General features: G+C 74.7%; 22 protein-coding genes. 3 read left to right on the top strand and 19 right to left on the bottom strand.

Annotated features, from left to right (window positions below):
* Positions 1–13: 13 nt before the first annotated feature.
* The 11 genes from coaBC to pyrR form a co-directional block, all read right to left on the bottom strand.
* On the bottom strand, positions 14–1,240 hold the full coding sequence (coaBC, locus tag E9529_RS13510) for a bifunctional phosphopantothenoylcysteine decarboxylase/phosphopantothenate--cysteine ligase CoaBC (RefSeq protein WP_236831678.1): 1,227 nt from the start codon (positions 1,238–1,240) through the stop codon (positions 14–16).
* Positions 1,241–1,378: 138 nt separating this feature from the next.
* Positions 1,379–1,642, bottom strand: a complete 264-nt coding sequence (rpoZ, locus tag E9529_RS13505) for a DNA-directed RNA polymerase subunit omega (RefSeq protein WP_014376157.1) — start codon at positions 1,640–1,642, stop codon at positions 1,379–1,381.
* 59 nt (positions 1,643–1,701) lie between these two features.
* Positions 1,702–2,292 carry a guanylate kinase gene (gmk, locus tag E9529_RS13500; RefSeq protein ID WP_236831689.1) on the bottom strand — a complete coding sequence of 197 codons (591 nt, stop codon included), beginning with the start codon at positions 2,290–2,292 and terminating at the stop codon, positions 1,702–1,704.
* Between the two features lie 54 nt (positions 2,293–2,346).
* The gene (mihF, locus tag E9529_RS13495) at positions 2,347–2,703 is read right to left on the bottom strand and encodes an integration host factor, actinobacterial type (protein WP_236831677.1); all 357 of its coding nucleotides are present in this window, start codon (positions 2,701–2,703) and stop codon (positions 2,347–2,349) included.
* Between the two features lie 484 nt (positions 2,704–3,187).
* Positions 3,188–4,066: an orotidine-5'-phosphate decarboxylase gene (pyrF, locus tag E9529_RS13490; RefSeq protein WP_236831676.1), complete on the bottom strand. Its 879-nt coding sequence runs from the start codon at positions 4,064–4,066 to the stop codon at positions 3,188–3,190.
* Entirely contained in the window at positions 4,063–5,427 is a 1,365-nt protein-coding gene (locus tag E9529_RS13485) for a dihydroorotate oxidase (RefSeq protein ID WP_236831675.1), read from the bottom strand. The genes pyrF and E9529_RS13485 overlap by 4 nt, the downstream gene beginning before the upstream one ends.
* Positions 5,424–8,753, bottom strand: coding sequence for a carbamoyl-phosphate synthase large subunit (gene carB / locus E9529_RS13480; protein WP_236831674.1), 3,330 nt, complete (start codon positions 8,751–8,753; stop codon positions 5,424–5,426). Before carB ends, E9529_RS13485 begins: the two co-directional genes overlap by 4 nt.
* A 1-nt stretch (position 8,754) precedes the next feature.
* Positions 8,755–9,921, bottom strand: a complete 1,167-nt coding sequence (gene carA / locus E9529_RS13475; RefSeq protein WP_236831673.1) for a glutamine-hydrolyzing carbamoyl-phosphate synthase small subunit — start codon at positions 9,919–9,921, stop codon at positions 8,755–8,757.
* Positions 9,918–11,207, bottom strand: coding sequence for a dihydroorotase (locus E9529_RS13470; RefSeq protein ID WP_236831672.1), 1,290 nt, complete (start codon positions 11,205–11,207; stop codon positions 9,918–9,920). The genes carA and E9529_RS13470 overlap by 4 nt, the downstream gene beginning before the upstream one ends.
* The gene (locus E9529_RS13465; protein ID WP_236831671.1) at positions 11,204–12,124 is read right to left on the bottom strand and encodes an aspartate carbamoyltransferase catalytic subunit; all 921 of its coding nucleotides are present in this window, start codon (positions 12,122–12,124) and stop codon (positions 11,204–11,206) included. Before E9529_RS13465 ends, E9529_RS13470 begins: the two co-directional genes overlap by 4 nt.
* Positions 12,121–12,744, bottom strand: a complete 624-nt coding sequence (pyrR, locus tag E9529_RS13460; protein WP_304505645.1) for a bifunctional pyr operon transcriptional regulator/uracil phosphoribosyltransferase PyrR — start codon at positions 12,742–12,744, stop codon at positions 12,121–12,123. The genes E9529_RS13465 and pyrR overlap by 4 nt, the downstream gene beginning before the upstream one ends.
* Before the next feature lie 224 nt (positions 12,745–12,968).
* On the opposite strand from pyrR, the gene E9529_RS13455 reads away from it, so the two are divergent.
* From E9529_RS13455 to E9529_RS13445, 3 genes are all read left to right on the top strand, one after another.
* A complete protein-coding gene (locus E9529_RS13455) occupies positions 12,969–13,526 on the top strand; it encodes a transcriptional regulator (protein WP_236831670.1) in 558 nt (185 codons plus the stop codon).
* A gap of 172 nt (positions 13,527–13,698) precedes the next feature.
* Positions 13,699–14,616 (top strand): ABC transporter ATP-binding protein, encoded by a 918-nt coding sequence (locus E9529_RS13450; RefSeq protein ID WP_236831669.1) that lies wholly within the window; start codon positions 13,699–13,701, stop codon positions 14,614–14,616.
* Positions 14,613–15,641 (top strand): hypothetical protein, encoded by a 1,029-nt coding sequence (locus E9529_RS13445; RefSeq protein ID WP_236831668.1) that lies wholly within the window; start codon positions 14,613–14,615, stop codon positions 15,639–15,641. The genes E9529_RS13450 and E9529_RS13445 overlap by 4 nt, the downstream gene beginning before the upstream one ends.
* A gap of 261 nt (positions 15,642–15,902) precedes the next feature.
* Here the strand turns inward: E9529_RS13445 and E9529_RS13440 are convergent, their stop codons facing one another.
* From E9529_RS13440 to aroC, 8 genes are all read right to left on the bottom strand, one after another.
* Positions 15,903–18,005: an Ig-like domain-containing protein gene (locus E9529_RS13440; protein ID WP_236831667.1), complete on the bottom strand. Its 2,103-nt coding sequence runs from the start codon at positions 18,003–18,005 to the stop codon at positions 15,903–15,905.
* 213 nt (positions 18,006–18,218) lie between these two features.
* Complete coding sequence (gene nusB, locus E9529_RS13435; RefSeq protein WP_236831666.1) at positions 18,219–18,626, bottom strand: transcription antitermination factor NusB; 408 nt, start codon at positions 18,624–18,626, stop codon at positions 18,219–18,221.
* Between the two features lie 15 nt (positions 18,627–18,641).
* Complete coding sequence (efp, locus tag E9529_RS13430; RefSeq protein ID WP_236831665.1) at positions 18,642–19,202, bottom strand: elongation factor P; 561 nt, start codon at positions 19,200–19,202, stop codon at positions 18,642–18,644.
* Entirely contained in the window at positions 19,203–20,306 is a 1,104-nt protein-coding gene (locus E9529_RS13425) for a Xaa-Pro peptidase family protein (protein WP_236831664.1), read from the bottom strand. It abuts the gene before it with no gap.
* On the bottom strand, positions 20,303–20,737 hold the full coding sequence (aroQ, locus tag E9529_RS13420) for a type II 3-dehydroquinate dehydratase (protein ID WP_236831663.1): 435 nt from the start codon (positions 20,735–20,737) through the stop codon (positions 20,303–20,305). Before aroQ ends, E9529_RS13425 begins: the two co-directional genes overlap by 4 nt.
* Positions 20,734–21,795: a 3-dehydroquinate synthase gene (aroB, locus tag E9529_RS13415; RefSeq protein ID WP_236831662.1), complete on the bottom strand. Its 1,062-nt coding sequence runs from the start codon at positions 21,793–21,795 to the stop codon at positions 20,734–20,736. Before aroB ends, aroQ begins: the two co-directional genes overlap by 4 nt.
* A complete protein-coding gene (locus E9529_RS13410; RefSeq protein ID WP_236831661.1) occupies positions 21,792–22,325 on the bottom strand; it encodes a shikimate kinase in 534 nt (177 codons plus the stop codon). Before E9529_RS13410 ends, aroB begins: the two co-directional genes overlap by 4 nt.
* Entirely contained in the window at positions 22,322–23,503 is a 1,182-nt protein-coding gene (gene aroC, locus E9529_RS13405) for a chorismate synthase (protein WP_236831660.1), read from the bottom strand. The genes E9529_RS13410 and aroC overlap by 4 nt, the downstream gene beginning before the upstream one ends.
* Positions 23,504–23,627 lie beyond the last annotated feature (124 nt).

Here is a 23,627-nt window from a genome sequence, read left to right as displayed (position 1 = left end):
CACGACGGCTCCGTCAGGCCTCCGCCGGCGGGGCCATCCGGGCGGCGACGGCGGTCCAGATCCCGGCGGCGACGGCGTCCTTGCTGCCGCGCGGCACCTCGGTGACCGCGCCGTCGGCCGCGAGCACGACGACGGCGTTGTCCGGCCGGCCGAACACCTGCCCCGCGGAGACGTCGTTGACCACGAGGAGGTCGCAGCCCTTCCGGGCGAGCTTGGCCCGCGCGTGGGTGAGCACGTCGCCGTCGGCATCGCCGGTCTCGGCGGCGAAACCGACGACCAGCCGGCCGGGCGACCGCTCGGCGACGAGCTCGGCGAGCACGTCGGGGTTGCGGACCAGCTCCACCGCGCTGGGCTCGGCGGCCGAGCCCTTCTTCAGCTTGGTCGCGGCGACGTCGGCCGGGCGGAAGTCGGCCACCGCCGCGCTCATCACCACCACGTCCGCCGCCGCGGCCTCGGCGAGCATCGCCGTGCGCAGCTGCTCGGCCGTCTCCACGGGCACGACGCGCACCCCGAAGGGAGCCGCGGCCTCCACGTTCGCCGCGACGAGGACCACCTCGGCGCCGCGGGCGGCGGCGACGCGGGCCAGCGCCCAGCCCTGCCGGCCCGAGGAGCGGTTGCCCAGGTAGCGCACCGGGTCCAGCGGCTCGCGGGTGCCGCCGGCGCTGACGACCACCCGCCGGCCGGCGAGGTCGCGGGGCAGCGCGGCCGCGCCACCCTCGAGCACGACCGCGGCCAGCGCGGCGACGTCGGCGGGCTCGGGCAACCGGCCGGGGCCGGAGTCGGGCCCGGTGAGCCGGCCGACGGCGGGCGGGAGGACGATGGCGCCCCGCCGGCGCAGCGTGGCGACGTTGTCCTGCGTCGCGGGGTGCAGCCACATCTCGGTGTGCATGGCCGGCACGAAGACGACCGGGCAGTGCGCGGTGAGCAGGGTGGCGGTGAGCAGGTCGTCGGCCCGGCCCGCGGCGGCCCGCGCGAGCAGGTCGGCGGTGGCGGGGGCGACGACGACGAGGTCGGCGGTCTGGCCGATGCGCACGTGGGCGACCTCGGGGACGTCGGACCACACGTCGGTGGTGACCGGGTTGCCGGAGAGCGCCTCGAAGGTGGCGGCCCCGACGAAGTGCAGCGCCCCGGGCGTGGGGACGACGCGCACGTCGTGCCCCGCCTCGGTGAGCGCCCGCAGCAGCAGCGCGGCCTTGTAGGCGGCCACTCCCCCGCTGACACCCAGCACGATCCGGCTCATGCGCTCATCCTGCCGCAGGGACGACGACGCCCCCGGCACGGGCCGGGGGCGTCATCACCACTTGGGGTGCCTCGCGGCACCGGCCCCCTCGCAGGGCCCCGCCGCGAGCTCGCGAGCGGAGGGGGGCGAGGGGGCCTTTCAGTTCTCGCCGGCGGTGTGCGCCAGGAGGCCCTCGTTGATCTCGCGGAGCGCGATCGACAGCGGCTTCTCCTGGGGCGCGGTGTCGACCAGCGGGCCGACGTACTCCAGCAGGCCCTCGGAGAGCTGGCTGTAGTAGGCGTTGATCTGGCGCGCGCGCTTGGCGGCGAAGATCACCAGGCCGTACTTGCTGCTGGTGCGCTCGAGCAGCTCGTCGATCGGCGGGTTGGTGATGCCCTCGGGGGCGGGTGCGACTCCGGACACGGTCGGACGGGTCTCCTCGATCGTTTCGTGGGAGCGGGCGGGCCGGCGGACCGGCGGGCTCACTCGTGGGCGCCGGTGCCCGGAACCGGTCCGGGTGAGGGCGCAGTCAGCAAGCCTACCAACTCGTCCGCGGCGCGGGCGACGTCGTCGTTGACCACCACCACGTCGAACTCACCGGAGGAGTCCAGCTCGGCCTGCGCGATCGCCAGCCGCCGCTCCTGGACGGCGACCGGCTCCGAGCCCCGGCCGGCCAGCCGGCTGACCAGCTCGGCCCATGACGGCGGGGCCAGGAAGACCAGCTGCGCCTCGGGGGCGCGCGCCCGGACCTGCCGGGCGCCCTGCAGCTCGATCTCCAGCAGCGCCGGGCGGCCGGTGGCCAGCTGCGCCTGCACCGGGGCCAGCGGGGTGCCGTAGCGGTTGCCCGCGTACTCGGCCCACTCCAGCAGCCCGTCGGTGGCGATCAGGCGGTCGAACTCGGTGGCGGAGACGAAGTGGTAGTGCACGCCGTCGACCTCGCCGGGCCGGGGACGACGAGTGGTGGCCGACACCGACACCCACACCTCGGGGTGCCGCCGCCGGACCTCGGCGACCACGGTGCCCTTGCCGACCCCGGAGGGTCCTGAGAGCACGGTCAGCCGTGCCTGTGTCACTGCAGCCACTCGTCGTCCTCGCCCGGGGTCGTCGGCGGTTGCCGACGACCCTCCTCAGACGGAGCCGTCGGCGGGGACCTGGTCGGCGTCGACCTTGTCGCCGCCGAACTCGGCCTCCAGCGCCCGCCGCTGGTTGGCGCCCAGCCCCCGCACGCGTCGCGTGGGGGAGATCTCCAGGCGCTCCATGATCTTCGCAGCCCGTGCCTTGCCCACACCGGGCAGGGATTCCAGGACCGCAGAGACCCGCATCTTGCCGATCACCTCGTCGGTCTCGCCCTGCTTGAGGACGTCGCCGACCGTGGTGCCCTTGCTCTTGAGTCGCTCGCGCAGATCGGCGCGCGCCTTGCGGGCCGCGGCCGCCTTCTCGAGGGCGGCGGCCCGCTGTTCCGGGGACAGTTCAGGCAGGGGCATCGTGCAACCCAATCGTGTCGTCGTCGGCCGATGGGCGACCGGCGGTCGTTCGGTTTCCGAGGACGCACCGCGTCCCCGCTGCGAGCCTGTCCGTCGTGCGGGTCCCCGGCAAATCCGCAGGTCCGCGCGGGCGCGGCGCCCCGTGGCACCTCCCGGCAACCCGTGGTTCACACGATCGCCGCCCTACCGGTGACCGTCCGTGATCAGCCCAGGTCAGAGCGGCCAACCGGACGGTCACGTTTCGCCCGGTCGGCTGGCCGCGCCCGCCGTCCGAGGGGCTGCGACACGCCGACGAGACGACACGCCCGGCGGCGGTTCCCGCCCCGGTCAGCGGCCTGTCGCAGGGCTGCTCGAGGGCCCGAGCCCGGTGTGCCGGACGTCGACCTCGCGGTGTGGTCGCCGGCCCCGCGGTGCGCGGCGAGGTCGGCGGCGGCACGGCGTGGGTGGCCCGGCGGCGGTGCGCCTCTCAGCGCACCACCCCGCCTCATGCCGCCAGGGCCTCCGCCCAGCGCCCGGCGGCGGCCCGGAGCGCGGCGGCGTCGGGACCGGCGCCCAGCACGTCGCGGGACACCGTGGGGACCACGGCCGCGCGGTCACCGAACAGCCGCCGCAGGTCGCTCACCGTCCCGCCCTGCGCACCGAGCCCCGGCGCGAGGACCGGACCGCCCAGGCCGGCCAGGTCGACGTCCAGCTCGCCCAGCGTCGCCCCGACCACCACCCCGAAGGAGCCGGTGGTGGGCCCGAACCCGCTCGCGAGGTCGGGCACGGCAGCGGGGTCGGGCAGCGGGTCGCCCACGACCCAGCCCGGGGTGTTCCACCCGCGCACGGTGTCGACGACGACCTGCGCGGCCGACCGCCCGCCGGTGACCGCGTGCTGCAGCGTCCCGGCGTCGGGGTTGGAGGTGCGGGCCAGCACGAACAGCCCCCCGCCGTGCTGCCGCGCGGTGTCCACCGCCGGCTGCAGCGAGCCCGGCCCCAGGTAGGGGTTGACGGTCATCGCGTCCACCGCCAGCGGGTGGTCGGCGCGCAGGTGGTCGGCGTAGGCGGCCATGGTCGAGCCGATGTCGCCGCGCTTGGCGTCCAGCAGCACCAGCGCCCCGGCGGCGCGCGCCCGGGCCACCCCCTCCTCCAGTACGGCCAGGCCGCGGGAGCCGAACCGCTCGTAGAAGGCGACCTGCGGCTTCAGGACGGCGACCGATCCGGCCAGCGCGCCGACGACGGCATCGGTGAACGCGGCCACCCCGTCGGCGCTGTCGGGCAGCCCCCAGGCGTCGAGCAGGGCGGCGTGCGGGTCGATGCCGACGCACAGCGGCCCGCGGGCGGCGACGGCGTCGGCGAGCCGCGGCCCGAACGGTGCGGTCACGGGGCCTCTCCGGATCGGGGCAGGGTCTCCCCCAGCGCGTCGGTGCAGCGCCGGGCCAGCAGCGGGTCGGCGAACGCGCCGGCGGCGGACTGCACCGCGTCGGCCCCGGCCGTGAACAGCGCCTCGAAGGAGGCGGGGTCGGTCACCCCGCCCATCGCCAGGACGTCGAAGCGCACCCCGCCCTCCGCGCGCAGCGCCACCAGGCGGCGGGTGAAGTCCAGCGCCGACTCGCGCACGGCGATGCCCGACAGGCCGGCCAGCTCCCGCCCGGGGAAGGTGGGGGTGCCGTCGCTGCGGCGCACCCGGCTCTGCACGGTGTTGATGCCGGCGATCCCGTCGACCAGCGGCGCCAGCCGCGGGACCAGCGCGGCGAGCCGGTCCGCGTCCAGCCAGGACAGCTTGGCCACCAACCCGGTGCGGTCGTCGAGCTGCCGGCGCACCGCCTCGACGACGGCGACGGTGGCGTCGGCGTCGAGGCACAGCGGCGGCTTCACCCCCGCCGCCGACCGGTCCAGGGTGTTCGGGCAGGAGAGGTTCAGCTCGACGACGGTCGCGCCCGCCTCCTGCGCCATGAGGGCGGTGCGGGCGAAGTCCGCCGCCAGGTCGTCGCCCTCCCCCATGACGCTCACCAGGAGGAGCTGCTCGTCGCCGACCGCGGCCAGTGCTCGCTCCAGGTCGGCCATCCACTCCTCCGGCTCCGGCGACGGCACGCCGAAGGAGTTCACGCTGCTCACCGCGGGCGAGCCGGGCGCCACCCAGTCCCACGGGTCGGAGACGACGTCGGCACCGCCCCCCGGGGGCAGGCTCGCCGTGAGCCCCGGCGCGATCGTCCAGTTCGGGGCCTCGTTCGGCGGGTGCGCGCGGCCGCGGACGGTCTTGTACGTGAGCACGTTCCAGCCGTTGGCCACGTTGTGCCGCACCCACGCCGCGCTGCCGTTGAGCACGCAGGAGGAGATCCCGAGGGGGAACCCCACCGTGCGGCCGAGCAGCGGCCAGCGGCGGTCGCCCGCCGTCGGCCGCTCGGCCAGCCGCGGGCCCAGCGGGCGCTCGAGGTTCTCCCGGAAGGAGCCCAGCACGTCGTAGGCCGGGCTGGGCACGCCGTGCCGGGCGAGCAGGTCGGCCTGGCGGGCGGTGTAGAGCACGCGGGTGAGCAGCGGCAGGTCCTCCTCCCCCACCGCGCCGGTGGCGAGCCGGGCGGCCAGGTCGGTGGCCGCCCCGGTCAGCGCGTCGAGCTCGGCCCGCTGCGGCCGCCCGAACCGGGTCAGCCCGGCGGCGAAGGCCGCGGGCAGCCCCTCGACCAGCCCGCGGGCGACCACGTCGTCGCGCAGCCGGGCGACCGCGCCGGGCGACGACGTCGTCACGCCTGCGCCCCCGCGAAGGCGCTCGGGCCGCCGTGCGTGCCGCCGGCCAGCGCCGCGTGCACCTCCTGCAGGCTGCGCACGCCGATCCCGCCGTGCCGGAGCGCCTCGATGCCCTGCACCGCGGCGGCCATGCCCTGCACCGTCGTGATGCACGGGATGCCGGCGCTCACGGCGGCCGTGCGGATCTCGTAGCCGTCCAGCCGCGGGCCGCTGTTGCCGGGCGCCCCGAACGGTGTGTTGAACACCAGGTCGACCTCGCCGGCCTGGATCCGCTCGACGACGTTGCCCGGGCCGTCGCTGAACTTCCCCACCACCTCGGCGGCGACCCCGTGCCGCCGCAGGACCTGCGCGGTGCCGGCGGTGGCCAGCAGGCGGAAGCCCAGGTCGGCCAGCCGCTTGATCGGGAAGACCGCGGAGCGCTTGTCCCGGTTGGCCAGCGACACGAACACCGTGCCCCCGGTCGGCAGCGAGCCGTACGCGGCGGCCTGCGACTTGGCGAACGCCGTGCCGAACTGCGCGTCCAGGCCCATGACCTCGCCGGTGGATTTCATCTCCGGGGAGAGCACGGTGTCCACCCCGAACCCCTCGACGGTGCGGAAGCGGTGGAAGGGCAGCACCGCCTCCTTGACCGCGATCGGCGCGTGATCGGGCAGGTCGGTGCCGTCGCCGGTGGGCGGGAGGACCCCCACGGCCCGCAGGGAGGCGATCGACTCGCCCACGGCGATCCGCGCCGCCGCCTTGGCCAGCTGCACCGCCGTGGCCTTGGACACGAACGGCACCGTGCGGCTGGCCCGCGGGTTGGCCTCGATGACGTAGAGGATGTCGTCCTTGATCGCGTACTGGACGTTCATCAGCCCGCGGACGCCGATCCGCTCGGCCAGCTTCCGCGTCGCCGCGCGGATCTTCAGCAGGTCCGCCGAGCCGAGCGTGATCGGGGGCAGCGCGCACGCCGAGTCGCCGGAGTGGATGCCGGCCTCCTCGATGTGCTCCATGACGCCGCCCAGGTAGAGGTCGGTGCCGTCGTAGAGCGCGTCGACGTCGATCTCGACCGCGTCCTCCAGGAAGCGGTCGACCAGCACGGGGTGGTCGGCGCTGACCTCGGTCGCGTTGGCGATGTAGGCCTCGAGCGTGGCGTCGTCGTAGACGATCTCCATGCCGCGACCGCCGAGCACGTAGGAGGGGCGGACCAGCACCGGGTAGCCGATGCCCGTGGCGATCGCGTGCGCCTCGGCGAACGTCGTCGCGGTGCCGTGCTTGGGCGCCAGCAGGCCGGTGTCGGCCAGCACGCGGGAGAACGCCCCGCGGTGCTCGGCGGCGTCGATCGCCTCCGGGGAGGTGCCCAGCACCGGCACGCCGGCGTCCTTGAGCCGCTGCGCCAGGCCCAGCGGCGTCTGCCCGCCGAGGGTGCAGATGACCCCGGCCACCGGCCCGGCCGCGCGCTCGGCCTCGACCACCTCGAGCACGTCTTCGAACGTCAGCGGCTCGAAGTACAGGCGGTCGGCGGTGTCGTAGTCGGTGGAGACGGTCTCGGGGTTGCAGTTGACCATCACCGCCTCGTAGCCGGCGTCCTGCAGCGCCATGACGGCGTGCACGCAGGAGTAGTCGAACTCGATGCCCTGGCCGATCCGGTTCGGGCCGGAGCCCAGGATCAGCACCGCGGGCTTCTCGCGTGGCTGGACCTCGGTCTCCTCGTCGTAGGACGAGTAGTGGTAGGGGGTGCGGGCGGCGAACTCGGCGGCGCAGGTGTCGACGGTCTTGTAGACCGGCCGGACGCCGAGACGCCAGCGCAGCGACCGCACGCCGTCCTCGCCGGCCAGCTCGGGGCGCAGCGCCGCGATCTGCCGGTCGGACAGCCCGTGCCGCTTGGCCCGCCGGAGCAGACCCGCGGTCAGGGACGGCGTCTCGCGGACCTCCCCGGCGACCTCGCGGACCAGGGCGATCTGGTCGACGAACCATGGATCGAAACCACTGGCAGCCGCGACGTCTTCGACCGTCGCGCCCGCCGCCAGCGCCGCCTCGGCGGTGTAGAGCCGCCCGTCGACCGGCGTGCGCAGCGCCTCCAGCAGCTCGTCGGCCGGCCTCGGGTCGGGTTGCCCGGTCCAGAACCCGGCGACCTTGGTCTCGGTGGACCGCATCGCCTTGCCCAGCGCCTCGGGGAAGTTGCGGCCCATCGCCATGACCTCGCCGACGCTCTTCATCGTCGTGGTCAGCCGCGGGTCGGCGCCCGGGAACTTCTCGAAGGCGAACCGCGGGATCTTCACCACGACGTAGTCCAGCGTCGGCTCGAACGCCGCCGGGGTGACGCCGGTGATGTCGTTGGTGATCTCGTCGAGCGTGTAGCCGATGGCCAGCTTCGCGGCGATCTTCGCGATCGGGAAGCCGGTCGCCTTGGACGCCAGCGCCGAGCTCCGCGACACCCGCGGGTTCATCTCGATGACGACCAGTCGGCCGTCGGCGGGGTTGACCGCGAACTGGATGTTGCAGCCACCGGTGTCCACGCCGACCTCGCGCAGCACGGCGATGCCGACGTCGCGCATCCGCTGGTACTCGACGTCGGTGAGGGTCATCGCCGGTGCGACGGTCACCGAGTCGCCGGTGTGCACGCCCATCGCGTCGATGTTCTCGATCGAGCAGATGACGACGACGTTGTCGCTGCGGTCGCGCATCAGCTCCAGCTCGTACTCCTTCCAGCCCAGCACCGACTCCTCGATCAGGACGGTGTGCACCGGGGAGTCGGCCAGCCCGTGGGCGGCCATGCGGCGCAGCATCGGCTCGTCGGTGGCGAAGCCGGACCCGAGGCCGCCCATGGTGAAGCTGGGCCGGATGACGACCGGGTAGCCCACCTCCTCGGCGGTCTCGATCGCCTCCTCGACCGTCGAGCAGACCCGCGAGCGCGGGGCGTCGGCGCCGATGGACCGGACGATGTCCTTGAACATCTGCCGGTCCTCGCCGCGGTTGATCGCGTCGACGTCGGCACCGATGAGCTGGACGCCGTACTTCTCCAGCACGCCGTTCTCGTAGAGGCCGATCGCGATGTTGAGCGCGGTCTGGCCACCGAGGGTGGCCAGCAGGGCGTCGGGGCGCTCCTTGGCGATGACCTTCTCGACGAACTCCGGCGTCAGCGGCTCCACGTAGGTGGCGTCGGCGACCTCGGGGTCGGTCATGATCGTCGCCGGGTTGCTGTTGACCAGGCTGACCCGCAGCCCCTCGGCCTTGAGCACGCGGCAGGCCTGGGTGCCGGAGTAGTCGAACTCGGCGGCCTGCCCGATGAGGATCGGGCCCGAGCCGATCACCATCACGTGCTGGATGTCGGTGCGCCTGGGCACGTCAGGCCTCCTTCTCGCCGGTGCTGCGCTCCACGACGGGAGGCGGGCTGACGGCGTCGCCACCGCGGCGGGCGGCCTCCATCAGGTCCACGAAGCGCTGGAACAGGGGGGCGGCGTCGTGCGGGCCGGCCGCCGACTCCGGGTGGAACTGCACGCTGAACGCCGGCGCCTCGAGCAGCCGCAGGCCCTCGACGACGTCGTCGTTGAGTCCGACGTGGCTGACCTCGACCTCGCCGTAGGGCGTGCCGGTGGGCCGGTCCAGCGGCGCGTCGACGGCGAAGCCGTGGTTGTGGCTGGTCACCCGCACGGTGCCGCTGACCCGGTCGAGCACCGGCTGGTTCAGGCCCCGGTGTCCGAAGCGCAGCTTGTAGGTGCCCAGGCCCAGCGCCCGGCCGAGGATCTGGTTGCCGAAGCAGATGCCGAACAGCGGCCGGCGGGCGTCGAGCACCCCGCGCACCGCCTCGACGGCGTAGTCCGCGGCGGCCGGGTCACCGGGGCCGTTGGAGAGGAACACCCCGTCGGGCCCCGCCGCGAGCAGCTCCTCGGCGGTGGCGGTGGAGGGCAGCACGTTGGTCTCGACGCCGAGCGCGGCCAGGTGGCGCGGGGTGGCGGTCTTGATGCCGAGGTCGAGCGCGGCGATGGTGAAGCGCTTCTCCCCCACCGCCGGGACGACGTAGGGCTCCCCGGTGCTCACCGTGGGGGCGAGGTCGGCGCCGGTCATCCCCTCGGCCGCGGCGACCCGGACGAGCAGCGCGTCCGGGTCCAGCTCGGTGCTGATGCCGGCGCGCATCGCCCCCCGGTCGCGCAGGTGCCGGGTCAGCGCCCGGGTGTCGACGCCGCTGATGCCGACGACGCCCTGCGCCGCCAGCTCGTCGTCCAGGCTGCCGGTGGCCCGCCAGTTGCTCGTGCGCCGAGCGGGGTCGCGGACGACGAAGCCGGCGACCCACATGCGGCTGCTCTCGTCGTCCTCGCCGTTGACGCCGGTGTTGCCGATGTGCGGCGCCGTCATGGCGACGATCTGGCCGGCGTAGCTGGGGTCGGTCAGCGTCTCCTGGTAGCCGGTCATGCCGGTGGCGAAGACCGCCTCCCCGACCGTCGTCCCCGTGGCGCCGTAGGACTCGCCCCGGAACGTGCGCCCGTCCTCGAGCACGAGCACTGCCTCTGTCACCGTGTTGCCTTTCCTTCCAGGACGGTCGGCGTCCCCCGCAGGAACGTCGCGACCACCCGGCCAGGGAGCTCCCGGCCGGCATAGGGGCTGTTGCGGCTGCGGCTGGCCAGCGCCGCGGGGTCGACCACCGACCGGGCGGCCGGGTCGACGAGCACCAGGTTGGCCGGCTCGCCCGGCGCGATCGGGCGGCCGTGGCCCTCGAGCCGCCCGATCGCGGCCGGGCGGACCGACATCCGGTCGGCCACGCCCGCCCAGTCGAGGCGGCCCGGCCCGACCATCGTCTCGATGACGACCGAGAGCGCCTGCTCCAGCCCGAGCATCCCGGGCCGGGCCTGCGCCCACTCGCTCTCCTTGTCCTCCACCGCGTGCGGGGCGTGGTCGGTGCCGACGGCGTCGACGGTGCCGTCGGCGAGCCCGGCCCGGAGCGCCTCGACGTCGGCGTCCGTGCGCAGCGGCGGGTTGACCTTGAACACCGGGTCGTAGGACTCGGCGCAGGCGTCGGTGAGGAGCAGGTGGTGCGGCGTCACCTCGGCGGTCACCCGGACCCCGCGCGACTTGGCCCAGCGCAGGATCTCCACCGAGCCGGCGGTCGAGACGTGGCAGACGTGCAGCCGGGCGCCGACGTGCTCGGCGAGCAGCACGTCGCGGGCGATGATCGCCTCCTCGGCGGCGGCCGGCCAGCCGGTGAGGCCGAGGCGGGCCGAGCGGTCGCCCTCGTGCATCTGGGCGCCGGCGGTGAGGCGGGGCTCCTCGGCGTGCTGGGCGATGACGCCGTCGAAGGCCTTCACGTACTCCAGCGCGCGGCGCATGAGCGCGGGGTCGGCCACGCAGTGCCCGTCGTCGGAGAAGACCCGCACCCGGGCGGCGGAGTCGGCCATCGCGCCGAGCTCGGCCAGCCGCTCGCCCGCCAGCCCGACGGTCACCGCCCCGACCGGGACGACGTCGACCAGGCCGGTCTCCCGGCCCAGCCGCCACACCTGCTCCACCACGCCGGCGGTGTCGGCGACCGGGTCGGTGTTGGCCATCGCGTGCACCGCGGTGAACCCGCCGAGCGCGGCGGCGCGGCTGCCGGTCTCCACCGTCTCGGCGTCCTCCCGGCCGGGCTCGCGCAGGTGGGTGTGCAGGTCGACCAGGCCGGGCAGCGCGACCAGGCCGGCGGCCTCGACCACCTCGGCGCCGGGAGCGGACAGCGAGTCGCCGATCGCGGCGATCCGGCCGTCGCTGACCAGGATGTCGGCGGGGTCGCCGCCCAGCGGCCGCGCCCCCTTGATCAGGTGGGTCGTCACTGGGGAGAACCTCCGAGCAGCAGGTAGAGCACGGCCATGCGGGTGGAGACCCCGTTGGCGACCTGCTCGACGATCGTGGAGCGGACGGAGTCGGCCACCTCGGCGGCGATCTCCATGCCGCGGTTCATCGGGCCGGGGTGCATGACGATCGCGTCGTCGGGCAGCGCCGCCATGCGCCGGGCGTCCAGGCCGTAGCGGCGGCTGTACTCCCGGGCGCTCGGGAAGAACGAGGCGTTCATCCGCTCCGCCTGCACCCGCAGCATCATCACCACGTCGCTCTTGGGCAGCGCGGCGTCCAGGTCGTAGCCCACGTGCGCCGGCCAGCTGCCCACGCCCACCGGCAGCAGCGTGGGCGGGGCGACCAGCGTCACCTCGGCGCCGAGGGTGTGCAGCAGCCCGACGTTCGAGCGGGCCACCCGGCTGTGCAGGACGTCGCCGACGATCGTCACGCGCACCCCGTCCAGCCGGCCCAGCCGCTGCCGGATCGTGTAGGCGTCCAGCAGCGCCTGCGTCGGGTGCTCGTGGGTGCCGTCGCCGGCGTTGACCACGCTGCCGCGCACCCAGTTCGCCAGCCGGTGCGGCGCCCCGGAGGCGGAGTGCCGGACGACGACGCCGTCGGCGCCCATCGCCTCCAGCGTCAGCGCGGTGTCCTTGAGGCTCTCGCCCTTGGAGACGCTGCTGCCCTTCGCGGAGAAGTTGATGACGTCGGCGGAGAGCCGCTTGGCGGCCAGCTCGAAGGAGATGCGCGTGCGGGTGGAGTCCTCGTAGAAGAGGTTCACCACGGTCCGGCCGCGCAGCGTGGGCAGCTTCTTCACCTCGCGGCCGGCCAGCGCCTGGTCGATCTGCGCGGCGGTGTCGAGCACCAGCGTCGCGTCGTCCCGGTCGAGGTCGGCGGCCTCCAGCAGGTGCCGCTTCACTCCGCGTCCCTCTCGGTCACGAGCACCTCGTCGACCCCATCGACCTCGGCCAGGTGCACCCGCACCTGCTGGGCCCGCGACGTCGGCACGTTCTTGCCGACGAAGTCGGCGCGGATGGGCAGCTCGCGGTGCCCGCGGTCGACCAGGACCGCGAGCTGGACGCTGCGCGGGCGGCCGAGGTCGCGCAGCGCGTCCAGCGCCGCGCGCACCGACCGCCCGGAGAAGAGGACGTCGTCGACGAGGACCACGAGCCGGCCGTCGATCCCGTCGTCGGGCAGCACCGTGGGCTCCAGGGCCCGGACCCCGCGCAGCCGCAGGTCGTCGCGGTACAGCGTGATGTCGGCGGTGCCGACGTCGACCGCCACGCCGGTGAACGCCTCGATGCGGGCGGCCAGCCGGCGGGCGAGCGGGGCGCCGCGGGTCGGGATGCCGACGAGGACCAGGTCGGCGAGCCCTCCGTCGGCCTGGTCCGAGCCGTCGTCGGGACGCAGGCTCGCCGCGCGCTCGATGAGCTGGTGGGCCATGCGGTCGACGACGCGGGCGACGTCGGCGGACGAGAGGAGGGTGCCGGGAGCGCTGCCGGGAGGCGTGCTCCGGGCAGGGTCGGGCGAGCGGGCCATGAGGCCTCCTTCCCCGCCTCACGGGACGGGTCGTTAAAGGAGTGGACGGACCGCCGACGACGGTACTGCACGCCCGCCCGACGCCGACCGGCCCCCGGGGGCGCCCGGCGATCCCCCGCCCGCCTGCGGTTTCGCGCCGACCCGGCTGTTGCGATGCCCGCTTCGCACGTACGCTGCGTGACGAACAGCCCCGATCCGAGACGACGGACAGTGAGCAGACAGCGATGAGCACCGACTACTCACGGGCCCTCGGCGCCCGGCTCCGCGCGATCCGCAACCAGCAGGGCCTCTCCCTGCAGGGGGTGGAGGACAAGTCGCACGGCCGCTGGAAGGCGGTCGTCGTGGGCTCCTACGAACGCGGCGACCGCGCCGTGACCGTGCAGCGCCTCTCCGAGCTCGCGGTGTTCTACGGCGTGCCGGTGTCCGAGCTGCTGCCCGACCCGCGCCCCAGCTCGGCGGTCACGTCCACGAACAAGATCGTGCTGAACCTGGAGTCGCTGGGCTCGCTGCCCGCCGACGAGGCCGGCCCGCTGGCGCGCTACGCCTCGACCATCCAGGCGCAGCGCCACGACTACAACGGCAAGGTGCTGTCGATCCGCGCCGAGGACCTCAAGTCCCTGGCGATCATCTACGACATGAGCCCCGACGAGCTCACCTCGCGGCTGATCGAGTGGGGCGTGCTCTCCCCCGGCATGGAGGGCATCGTCAGCTCCGGCGGCGACGAGGACCTCGAGGAGGACGTCGACGACGGCTGGGGCGACCGCCGGCGCTCCCCGCGCTGAAAGAAGGACCCCCTGCCCCCCGGCACTCGCGAGCTCGCGCCGGGTCCCTGCAGGGGGCCGTTCCATCCGCTCACCGGGGGTTCCGGACACGGGTCGCGGGTGCTGTCGCCGGGGTCGTGGATGTGCCAGGGTGCGGCGACCCGGGCGCCCGACCGGGAGGTGGGAGACCGGCGTGCCTGCGGTGCAGATGACGGGGGTCGCGAAGACCTACCGCGGACGGGGCGGCCAGGTGCTCCGCGCGCTCGACGGCCTGGACATGACCGTCGACTCCGGCGGCGTGCACGGGCTGCTGGGACCCAACGGATCGGGCAAGACCACCTCCATCCGCATCCTTCTCGGCCTGGTGCGACCCACCGCCGGCGACGTGCGGCTGCTCGACCGCCCGGTACCCGCCGACCTGCCCCGGGTCATCGGCGAGGTCGGCGCGCTGGTGGAGACGCCGCTGTTCTTCCCGGGCTTCTCCGGCCGCCGCAACCTCTGCCTGCTCGCCGAGACCGCCGGGGTGACGGCCGCCCGCGTCGAGGAGTGCCTGGAGCTGGTCGACCTGCGGGACCGCGCCGACGAGCGGTTCAAGGGCTACTCGCTCGGCATGAAGCAGCGTCTCGGCATCGCGGCGGCCCTGCTCAAGGCGCCGCGCCTGCTCATCCTCGACGAGCCGAGCAACGGCCTGGACCCGGCCGGCATCCGCGACGTCCGCGAGCTCATCCGCCGGCTGGGCGCCGACGGCCACACCACCGTGCTGCTCTCCTCGCACCTGCTCGCCGAGATCCAGCAGGTCTGCGACTCGGTGACCATCCTCGCCCGGGGGCGCCAGGTCGCCGCCGGCCCCGTCTCCTCCGTGCTCGACCGGGCCGGCACCGGCGACGTCCGGGTGGCGGTGCCCGACCCGGCCGCTGCCGCCGCGGTGCTCGCCGGCAACGGGTTCTCCGTCTCCCCCGCCCCTGACGGCCAGGTCCTCGTGCACGGCGCCCCCGCACCCGGGGAGATCACCCGCGTGCTGGCCGAGCACGGCCACTACCTCGAGGAGCTCGTGCGCGTGACCCCCGACCTGGAGAGCGCCTTCCTCGCCATCACCGGGGAGCGGGCATGAGCGCGGTGACCGAGCGGCCCGCGACGCCCCCGGGACCGGTCGCCACCCGGGCGCGGGGCAGCCTGTTCCGCGCCGAGGCGCACCGGTTCGCCTCCCGCCGCTTCATCCAGGTGTTGCTGGGCCTGGCGCTCCTCGGCTGGCTCGGCGCGGTCGTCATCGGGCTGCTCAACCACGGTGAGCCCACCGACGCCGATCTCGCCGCCGCGACCCAGCAGCGCGACGAGTTCCTCGCCGCAGAGCAGGAGTTCCGGCAGGTCTGCGAGCAGGACGCCGCGCAGGCCGGGCAGCCCGTCGACCAGTTCTGCGGCCCCGCGCTGACCGCCTCCGACGTCCCCGTCCAGGACTTCCTCACCACGGCACCCTTCGACCTGGCCTCGGCCGGCGAGGCCGGGGCCATCGGTTTCGCCGCCGCCGCCGCGGTGCTCGCCTTCCTGGTCGGTGCCACCTGGATCGGGGCCGAGTGGTCCACCCGCACCATCGTCGCCCTGCTGTTCTGGGTCCCCGGCCGGCTCAAGGTCATCGGCACGAAGGCCGCCGTCCTCGCCCTGGCCGCGCTCGCCCTCGGCGTCCTCGCGCAGCTGGGCTGGCTGGCGATGGCGTGGGTGCTCGACGCGCTCGTGGGCACCGACGACCCCCTCCCGGACGGCTTCTGGTCCGGGCTCCTCGGCGTGCAGGCGCGTGGCGCCCTGCTCGCGGTGCTCGTCGGGCTGATCGGCTTCGGCCTGGCGAACCTGACCCGCAACACCGGGGCGGCGCTGGGCGTGGCCTTCGTCTACTTCGCCGTGGTGGAGAACGCGCTGCGCATCTGGGACCCCATGGCCGACCGGTGGCTGGTGGTCGCCAACTCGGTCGCGCTCGTCGCCCCCGGCGGGTTCCGGATCTTCGACTACAGCGGATCCACGAGCGGCGTCGAACCGGCGTCCCACCTGCTCACCAACTTGCACGGTGGGCTGGTGGTGGCCGCGTTCGCCGCAGTGGTCGTCGGGGCCGGCACCTGGCTGTTCGCCCGCCGCGACCTGCACTGAGCACATCGTCGTCCTCCGGACGACACCGCGGCCAGGTGCCGTCCCGACCTGCGACGAGCACGTCCGCCGACGTCTCGGGAGCCCCTCCGGGCCCCGCTCGGCACCGGCCCCGGGAGCCCAGCCCCGCCCCGCGGAGGGACCGGACCTCGCGCGGGTCGAGCCGCTGCACCGACCGTCGAGCCGCGCCGCGGTGCGGCCTGACGGTCGGCGGAGCGGCTCGACCTCACCCTCGGGGGCACGAGTCGCCCGCCGACAGCGTCCTCAGCGGGTGGTGAACGACCACCGCTCGGCAGCGACGGGCAGGCCCGCGAGATCCACGACCCCGTGCGTCAGCACCACGGCGTACGTCGCACCTGCGGCGAGGTCAGCGTGAGGGTTGAGGATCACGGTGCTGCTGGTGGCGTTGTAGCTGACCGTCGCGGGGACCGTCGAACCGTCCGTCGCCTCGAGCCACACGGCGGAGGCGTCGGGCTTGCGCATCGGCTCGCTGAACGTGATGAACACGTTGGCGGCTCGGCCCACGCCGGTGGCGCCGGGTTCCGGTGCGCGGCTGGTGACCGTCGGCGCGACGGTGTCCGACGGGGCCGAGCCGACGGTGAAGGTCCAGCTGGTCGGTGCGAGCGCGTTGCCGGCCGGGTCCACGACGCCGTCGGTCAGCACGACGGTGTAGGTGCCGGTGGCCAGGTCGGCGTCCGGGTTGACGATCACCGTCCTGGTCGTCGCGTTGTAGTTCACCGCCGCGGGCACCCGCGAGGCATCCGCCGCCTCCAGCCAGACCGCCGCCGCATCGGGCCTGACGACCGGCTCGCTCATGCCGACCAGCACGTTGGCACCCCGCGCCACACCGGTCGCACCCGGTGCGGGTGACTGGCTGGTGACAGTCGGCGGCACGGTGTCCCCGGATGCCGTACCGCGCGTGGTGAACGTCCAGCGCGTCGGCGCCAGCGGGTTGCCGGCGACGTCCACCACCCCGTCGGTCAGCACGACGGTGTGAGCGGTGCCGGGAGCGAGGTCGGCGTCCGGGTCGATGATCACCGTGCTCGTCGTCGCGTTGTACTTGACCGCCGCGGGCACCGTCGACCCGTCCGGCGCCTCCAGCCAGACCGATGACGGATCCGGCCTGACGACCGCCTCGCTCATGCCGATCAGCACGTTCGCGCCCAGGCCCACGCCGGTCGCCCCCTCCTCGGGTGTCCGGGCGACGACGGTGGGTGCGGTGCGGTCGTTGTCCGGGCCCTCGCCGCTGGTGACGAAGGACCAGGTGGTCCTCGGCAGCGGGTTCCCCGCCGTGTCGGTGACCGCCTCGCCGACCGTGGCGGTGTAGCGGGTCCCCGCGGCCAGGGGATCGGTCGTGCCCGGGAACGGGTTGAGGGTGGCCACGCCGGTGGTCCGGTTGTAGGAGACGCCTGCGGCGATCGCCGTCCCGTGCGACGCGGTCAGCGTGAAGGTGGACGCGCTCAGCCCGGTGACCGGCTCGTCGAACGCGACGGCCACGTTGGTCAGCCGGCCCACGTCGCGGCTGCCGGGGGCCGGGGTCAGGGTGACCGCCCTGGGCGGCAGCAGGTCCTGGCTGAAGTTCTCGCAGCCGGCCGCGGGTCCGGTCACGTCCGCCAGGCCGTCGACGAGCATGGACTCCCGCGGCAGGGGCTCGGTGTGACCGAACCCGATCGCGTGCCCGTCCTCGGTGAGCAGCGCCTGCCGCCGCTGCGCCTCGGTCAGCCCGTCCCTGTTGCGGAATCCGAGGTAGGGCGCCCGGTACCGGGCGACGAAACCGCCGTCCACCTCGGGATCGGCCTCGATGGTGTCCGGGGTGGCGCGGTACTTGCCGCTCTCGTCGCGGAACTCGCCGGAGTCGAGCTGCGACAGTGGGATGACGGCGCCGTCGAACCGCCGGGCGACACCGTGGACGACGACCGAGTCGGCTGTGCCGTCCCCGTCCTCGTCCGCCGACTGCGGAGCGCCGGTCCAGCGGATGTCGTCGACGGTGACCTCGTTGCGGAGCGTCCCGGCGTACACCACGACGCGGTCGCCGGGCTTGATGTCAGGGGTGCCGCCGGCCCAGCAGTCGCCCGGGTACACCGGCGCCCCGGGCTCGACCCCGTGGTTGACCTCCAGGCCGACGCCCTCGTCGGTGTTCCACGCCGGCCCCTGGGCGACGCCGATCACGGCACCGTCGCGGATCACCTCCACCCGCACGGTCTGACCGACCGTGCCGTAACCGAAGACCCCGACGAAGTCGAGGTTGTGGAAGACCGTGATGTTCTTGTTCGGCCCGACGCCCGGACCGGTGAGGGACGCCGACGCCGGCGCCGTGCCCACGAGGGCCGGCGCGACGAGGGCCAGCGCCATCCCGGCGGCGGGCACGCCCCATCGACGGCGACGGTCACGGGACTGCTGCAGATGGCGCGACAACGGACGCTCCTCGCCCTCCGGTGGTCAGGGCCTCCGCCCTTCCGGACCCCTGACGGCGCACGCCGCCGGACCCGGTCGACCACCTGCGACTGTGCTGCACGCCGTCGCCGGGAGGACCCCCCGGCAGGGGGGTGGCCCCACCCCCGACCCTGGCGAGACGCCCGGTCAGGCGGTGGGGACCTCGGCGGCGAGGATGGCGCCCAGCACCCCGTTGACGTACCGGGGCGACTCGTCGGTGGAGATGGCGCGGGCCAGCTCCACCGCCTCGTCGATGACGACGGCGTCGGGCACGTCGTCCACCCAGAGCAGCTCGAACGTCGCCATGCGCAGGATCGCGCGGTCGACGTCGGGCAGCCGCTCCAGCGACCACCCGGCGGTGTGCGTCTCGATCAGCTCGTCGATGCGGGCCCCGTGCTCGGCGACGCCCTCGACGAGACGGATGGCGTGGTCCGGGATCGGCGGGTTGCCGTCGGCGACCCGCTCGCGGAGCAGCTCGACCCGCTCCCGGCCCCGCACGTCGGCCTCGTAGAGGACGTCGACGGCGCGCTTGCGCGCCTTAGTCCGTGCAGCCACGGCGTCAGCTCGCGGTCAGTTCACGCGGCCGAGGTAGCGGCCGTCGCGGGTGTCGACCTTGAGCTTCTCGCCGGTGCTGATGAACAGCGGCACCTGGATCTGCGCGCCGGTCTCGAGCGTCGCGGGCTTGGTGCCGCCGGTGGAGCGGTCGCCCTGCAGGCCCGGGTCGGTGTGCTCGACGACGAGCTCCATGGTCACGGGCAGCTCGACGTACAGCGGGGTGCCGTCGTGCACCGCGACGACGACCTCGGTGTTGTCGAGCAGGTAGTTGGCGCCGTCGCCCACGGTCTCGGTGGGCACGTAGATCTGCTCGAACGTGTCGCCGTCCATGAAGACGAAGTCGGTGCCCTCCTTGTACAGGTAGGTCATCGACCGCTTGTCCACGGTGGCCGTCTCGACCTTGGTGCCGGCGTTGAAGGTCTTGTCGACGACCTTCCCCGACAGCACGTTCTTCAGCGTGGTGCGCACGAAGGCCCCGCCCTTGCCGGGCTTGACGTGCTGGAAGTCGGTGACGGTCCAGAGCTGGCCGTCCAGGTTGAGGACGATGCCGTTCTTCAGGTCGTTGGTGGTAGCCATCTAGAGGACCAGCAGTTCCTTGCTCGTGAGGGTCAACAACTCGGGCGCGTCGTCGGTGACGATCAGGGTGTCCTCGATCCGGACACCGCCGTGGCCGGGCAGGTACACGCCCGGCTCCACGGTGACGGCCATACCGGCGGCCAGAGTACCCGCGCCCTGCTGGCCGATGCCCGGCGCCTCGTGGATCTCCAGGCCCACGCCGTGCCCGAGACCGTGGGTGAAGTGGTCGCCGTGGCCTGCCGCGACGATCACGTCGCGGGCGGCGGCGTCGACGGCGACGACGTCGGCCCCGACCGCGAGCGCCGCCCGGCCGGCCGCCTGGGACTCCGCCACCAGGGCGTAGACCTCCTGCTGCCAGTCCGCCGCCCGGCCCAGCACCAGGGTGCGGGTCATGTCGGAGTGGTAGCCCTCGACGGTCGCGCCGAAGTCGAGCTTGAGGAAGTCACCGGCGCGCAGCTCGGTGCGGTCGGGCCGGTGGTGCGGGATCGCCGAGTTCGCGCCGGTGGCCACGATCGTCTCGAACGACGGCGCCTCGGCACCCAGCGCCAGCATCCGGGCGTCGAGCTCCCGACCCACCTCCAGCTCGGTGCGGCCCGGCCGCAGCGCGCCCTCGGCGGCCAGCTCGGCCAGCGCCTGGTCGGCGACGGCGCACGCCCGGCGCAGCGACTCGATCTCGTCGGGGTCCTTCACCGCGCGCTGGCCCTCGACCGCCCGGCGCACCGAGGCCAGCTCCGGGACGGTCCCGCCCGCGGCGGCGTCGGCGAGGACCCGCTCCAGCCCGTGCAGCCCGTCGACGGTGAGGTCGTGGGACTCGTAGCCGATCCGGCCCGAACCGCGACGCACCGCCTCCCGGGCCAGGGCGGGGACGGTGGCCCGGTCGACGAGCAGCTCCACGTCGGGCACCTGCGCACCGGCCTGGGTCGTGTACCGGCCGTCGGTGCCGAACAGGTCGCGGCCGTCGACCCGCAGCAGGAGCGCGCCGTTGGAGCCGGTGAAGCCGGTCAGGTACCGGACGTTGAGCAGGTTGGTGACCAGCACGGCGTCCAGCCCGCGCTCCGCGGCGGTGGCCCGCAGCACGTCCCGCCGCTCGCGGGTGCGGCTCACGAGAGACCCCGCAGCGTCATCCACTGCAGCGCCAGCACGTAGCCGTGCACGCCGAGGCCGGCGATGGTGCCGTCGGCGACCCGCGAGACGTAGGAGTGCCGGCGGAACTCCTCGCGGCGGTGGATGTTGCTGATGTGCACCTCCACGACCGGGGCGGTCACCGCGGCCAGGGCGTCGTGCAGCACCACGGAGGTGTGCGTCCAGCCGCCGGGGTTGATCACGACGGGGGCCCCGGCGTCGGTCGCCTCGTGGACCCAGCGCAGCAGCTGGCCCTCGTCGTCGGTCTGGCGCACCAGCACCTCGACGCCGAGCTCCCGGGCGGCGGTCTCCACCAGCTCGACCAGCTGCTCGTAGGTGGTGGTGCCGTAGACCTCGGGCTCGCGGGTGCCGAGCCGGCCGAGGTTCGCGCCGTTGAGCACGTGGATGGTCATGAATGGTCTCCGGAGACGGCGGCCCAGGCCGCGTCGAGCCAGGCCTGGTCGGGATCGGTCAGGATGCGGGGGTTGCCCAGCCCGTCGAGGACGACGAAGCGAAGCGTGGCCCCGCGGGCCTTCTTGTCCACGCGCATGACCTCCTGCAGCCGCGGCCAGTCCCCGGCGTAGGTGGTGGGCAGCCCCATGGCGCTGAGCAGCTCGCGGTGCCGGTCGACCTCCGCGCCGGTCAGCAGCCCGGCCTGCCCGGCCAGCTCGGCGGCGAAGACCAGCCCGACCGCGACCGCCTCGCCGTGCCGCCAGCCGAAGTCCTCGACCCGCTCCACGGCGTGGCCCAGGGTGTGGCCGTAGTTGAGGAACTCCCGGACGCCGGTGTCGAGCAGGTCCTCCCCCACCGCCGCGGCCTTCACCTGCACCGCGCGCTCGATGAGCTCCTCGGTGTCGCGCCGCCCCGTCGGGTCGGCGGCCAGCAGCTCGAGGATGCGGCCGTCGGCGATGAAGCCGCACTTGACGACCTCGGCCAGCCCGGCGCGGAACTCGGCGCCGGGCAGCCCGGCCAGCAGGTCGGTGTCGGCGAGCACGGCCGCGGGCGGGTGGAACGCGCCGACCAGGTTCTTGCCGGCGGCGGTGTTGATGCCCGTCTTGCCGCCGACGGCGGCGTCCACCATGCCGAGCAGGCTGGTGGGCACCTGGACGACGCGGATGCCGCGGGTCCAGGTGGCGGCCAGGAAGCCGGCCAGGTCGGTGACCGCGCCGCCGCCGAGCCCGACGACGGCGTCGGACCGGGTCAGCCCCAGCCGCCCGAACTCGTCCCACACCTCGGCGGCGACCTGCGCGGTCTTGGCCGCCTCGCCGTCGGGGACGACGACCGCCTCGGCCGCGACGCCGGCGGTCTGCAGGGTCTCCACGGCGGCGCCGGCGGCGGCGGCCAGCGGTGGGGCGTGGACGACGGCGACCTTCGGCGTGCCCGCGAGGACGAGCGCGAGCTCGGCCTGGGCGCCGGCGCCGATCACCACCTCGTAGGGGCGCTCCCCGGTGACCGGGACGCGGCGGGTCACCGGCTCTCCTCCGGGGTCAGGACGGCGAGCACCTCGGCGACGACCTCCTCCGGTGGGCGCCCCGCGGTGGCGACGCGGTGCGTGGCCACCTCCGTGTAGAGCGGGGCACGCTGTTCGAGCATGGTGCGCAGCATCGCGCGCGGGTTGACGGCCAGCAGCGGGCGGTCACGGGAGAGCCCCACCCGGCGGGCGGCGGAGGCGACGTCGACGTCGAGCCAGACGACGGCCCCGCCGCCCCGGCCGTGGGCCACCAGCAGCTCGCGGGTGGCCGCGCTGGTCACCGCGCCACCGCCGAGGGCGAGCACCCCGGGGTGCTCGCCCAGCGCCCGGGCGACCGCCTGCTCCTCCAGCGCGCGGAAGTGCGGCTCGCCGTGCTGGACGAACAGGTCGGCGACGGTCGTCCCGGTCGCCTCCTCGACGTCGCGGTCGGTGTCGCGGAAGGCCAGCCCCCGCGCCGCCGCGACCGCCGTGCCGACCGTCGACTTCCCCGAGGCGGGCGGGCCGACGAGGACCAGGGCCGGTCCGCTCACCGGTAGGGCAGGGCGTCGAGGTAGGCCTGCGCGTTGCGCCGGGTCTCGGCGACCGAGTCGCCGCCGAACTTCTCCAGCGCGGCGTCGGCCAGCACGAGGGCGACCATCGCCTCCATGACGACGCTGCCCCGCGGCACGGCGCACGCGTCGCTGCGCTGGTTGATCGCGACGGCGGCCTCCCCGGTGGCGACGTCGACCGTCTGCAGCGCCCGGGGGACGGTGCTGATCGGCTTCATCGCGGCGCGGACGCGCAGCACCTCGCCGTTGGTCATGCCGCCCTCGATGCCGCCGGCCCGGTCGGTGAGCCGCTGCACCCGGCCGCCGTCGGCCAGGACGATCTCGTCGTGCGCCACGGAGCCGCGGCGGCGGGCGGTCTCCAGCCCGTCGCCGACCTCCACGGCCTTCACCGACTGCACCCCCATGAGGGCCGCGGCCAGGCGCGCGTCCAGGCGCCGGTCCCAGTGCACGTGGCTGCCCAGGCCCGGCGGCAGACCGTGGACGACGACCTCGATGACCCCGCCGAGGGTGTCACCGTTCTTGCGGGCGTCGTCGATCTCGGCGGTCATCCGCTCGCTGGTGGCGGGTTCCGCGCAGCGCACCGGGTCCTCGTCGAGCCGCGGGTTGTCGTCCGGCCCGGGCACGAGCCCGTCGGGCGCGACCACCGGCCCGATGCCCACGACGTGGCTGACGACCGAGACCCCGAGCGCCTGCCGCAGGAAGGCCTGGGCGATGGCGCCCAGCGCGACCCGGGCGGCGGTCTCGCGGGCGCTGGCGCGCTCGAGCACCGGCCGGGCGTCCTCGAAGCCGTACTTCTGCATGCCGGCGAGGTCGGCGTGACCGGGGCGCGGGCGGGTCAGCGGCGCGTTGCGGGCCTGCCCGGCGAGGACCTCGGCGTCCACCGGGTCGGCGGACATGACCGTCTGCCACTTCGGCCACTCCGTGTTGCCCACCTGCACCGCGATCGGCCCGCCCTGCGTGCGCCCGTGCCGGACGCCGCCGGTGAGGGTGACGACGTCCTGCTCGAAGGACATCCGGGCACCCCGACCGTGGCCCAGCCGGCGGCGGGCGAGCTGCAGGTCGAGGTCGGACGTCTGCACCTCGACCCCGGCCGGGAGGCCCTCGAGGATGGCGGTGAGCTGCTGGCCGTGCGACTCACCGGCGGTCAGCCAGCGCAACATGCAGCGAATACTAGAAGCAGAAGGACCCCGGTCCCCCTCCCCCCTCGCAAGCTCGGGGCGAGCCTCTGGACCGGGGCCGGGGGCGGGGCCCTGAAGGGAGGCCGTTGCAAGCTCGGGGCGAGCC

It is taken from the genome of Blastococcus sp. KM273128, assembly GCF_021698975.1.
Lineage (GTDB): Bacteria > Actinomycetota > Actinomycetes > Mycobacteriales > Geodermatophilaceae > Blastococcus.
This window is presented reverse-complemented; position numbering and strand designations above follow the sequence as displayed.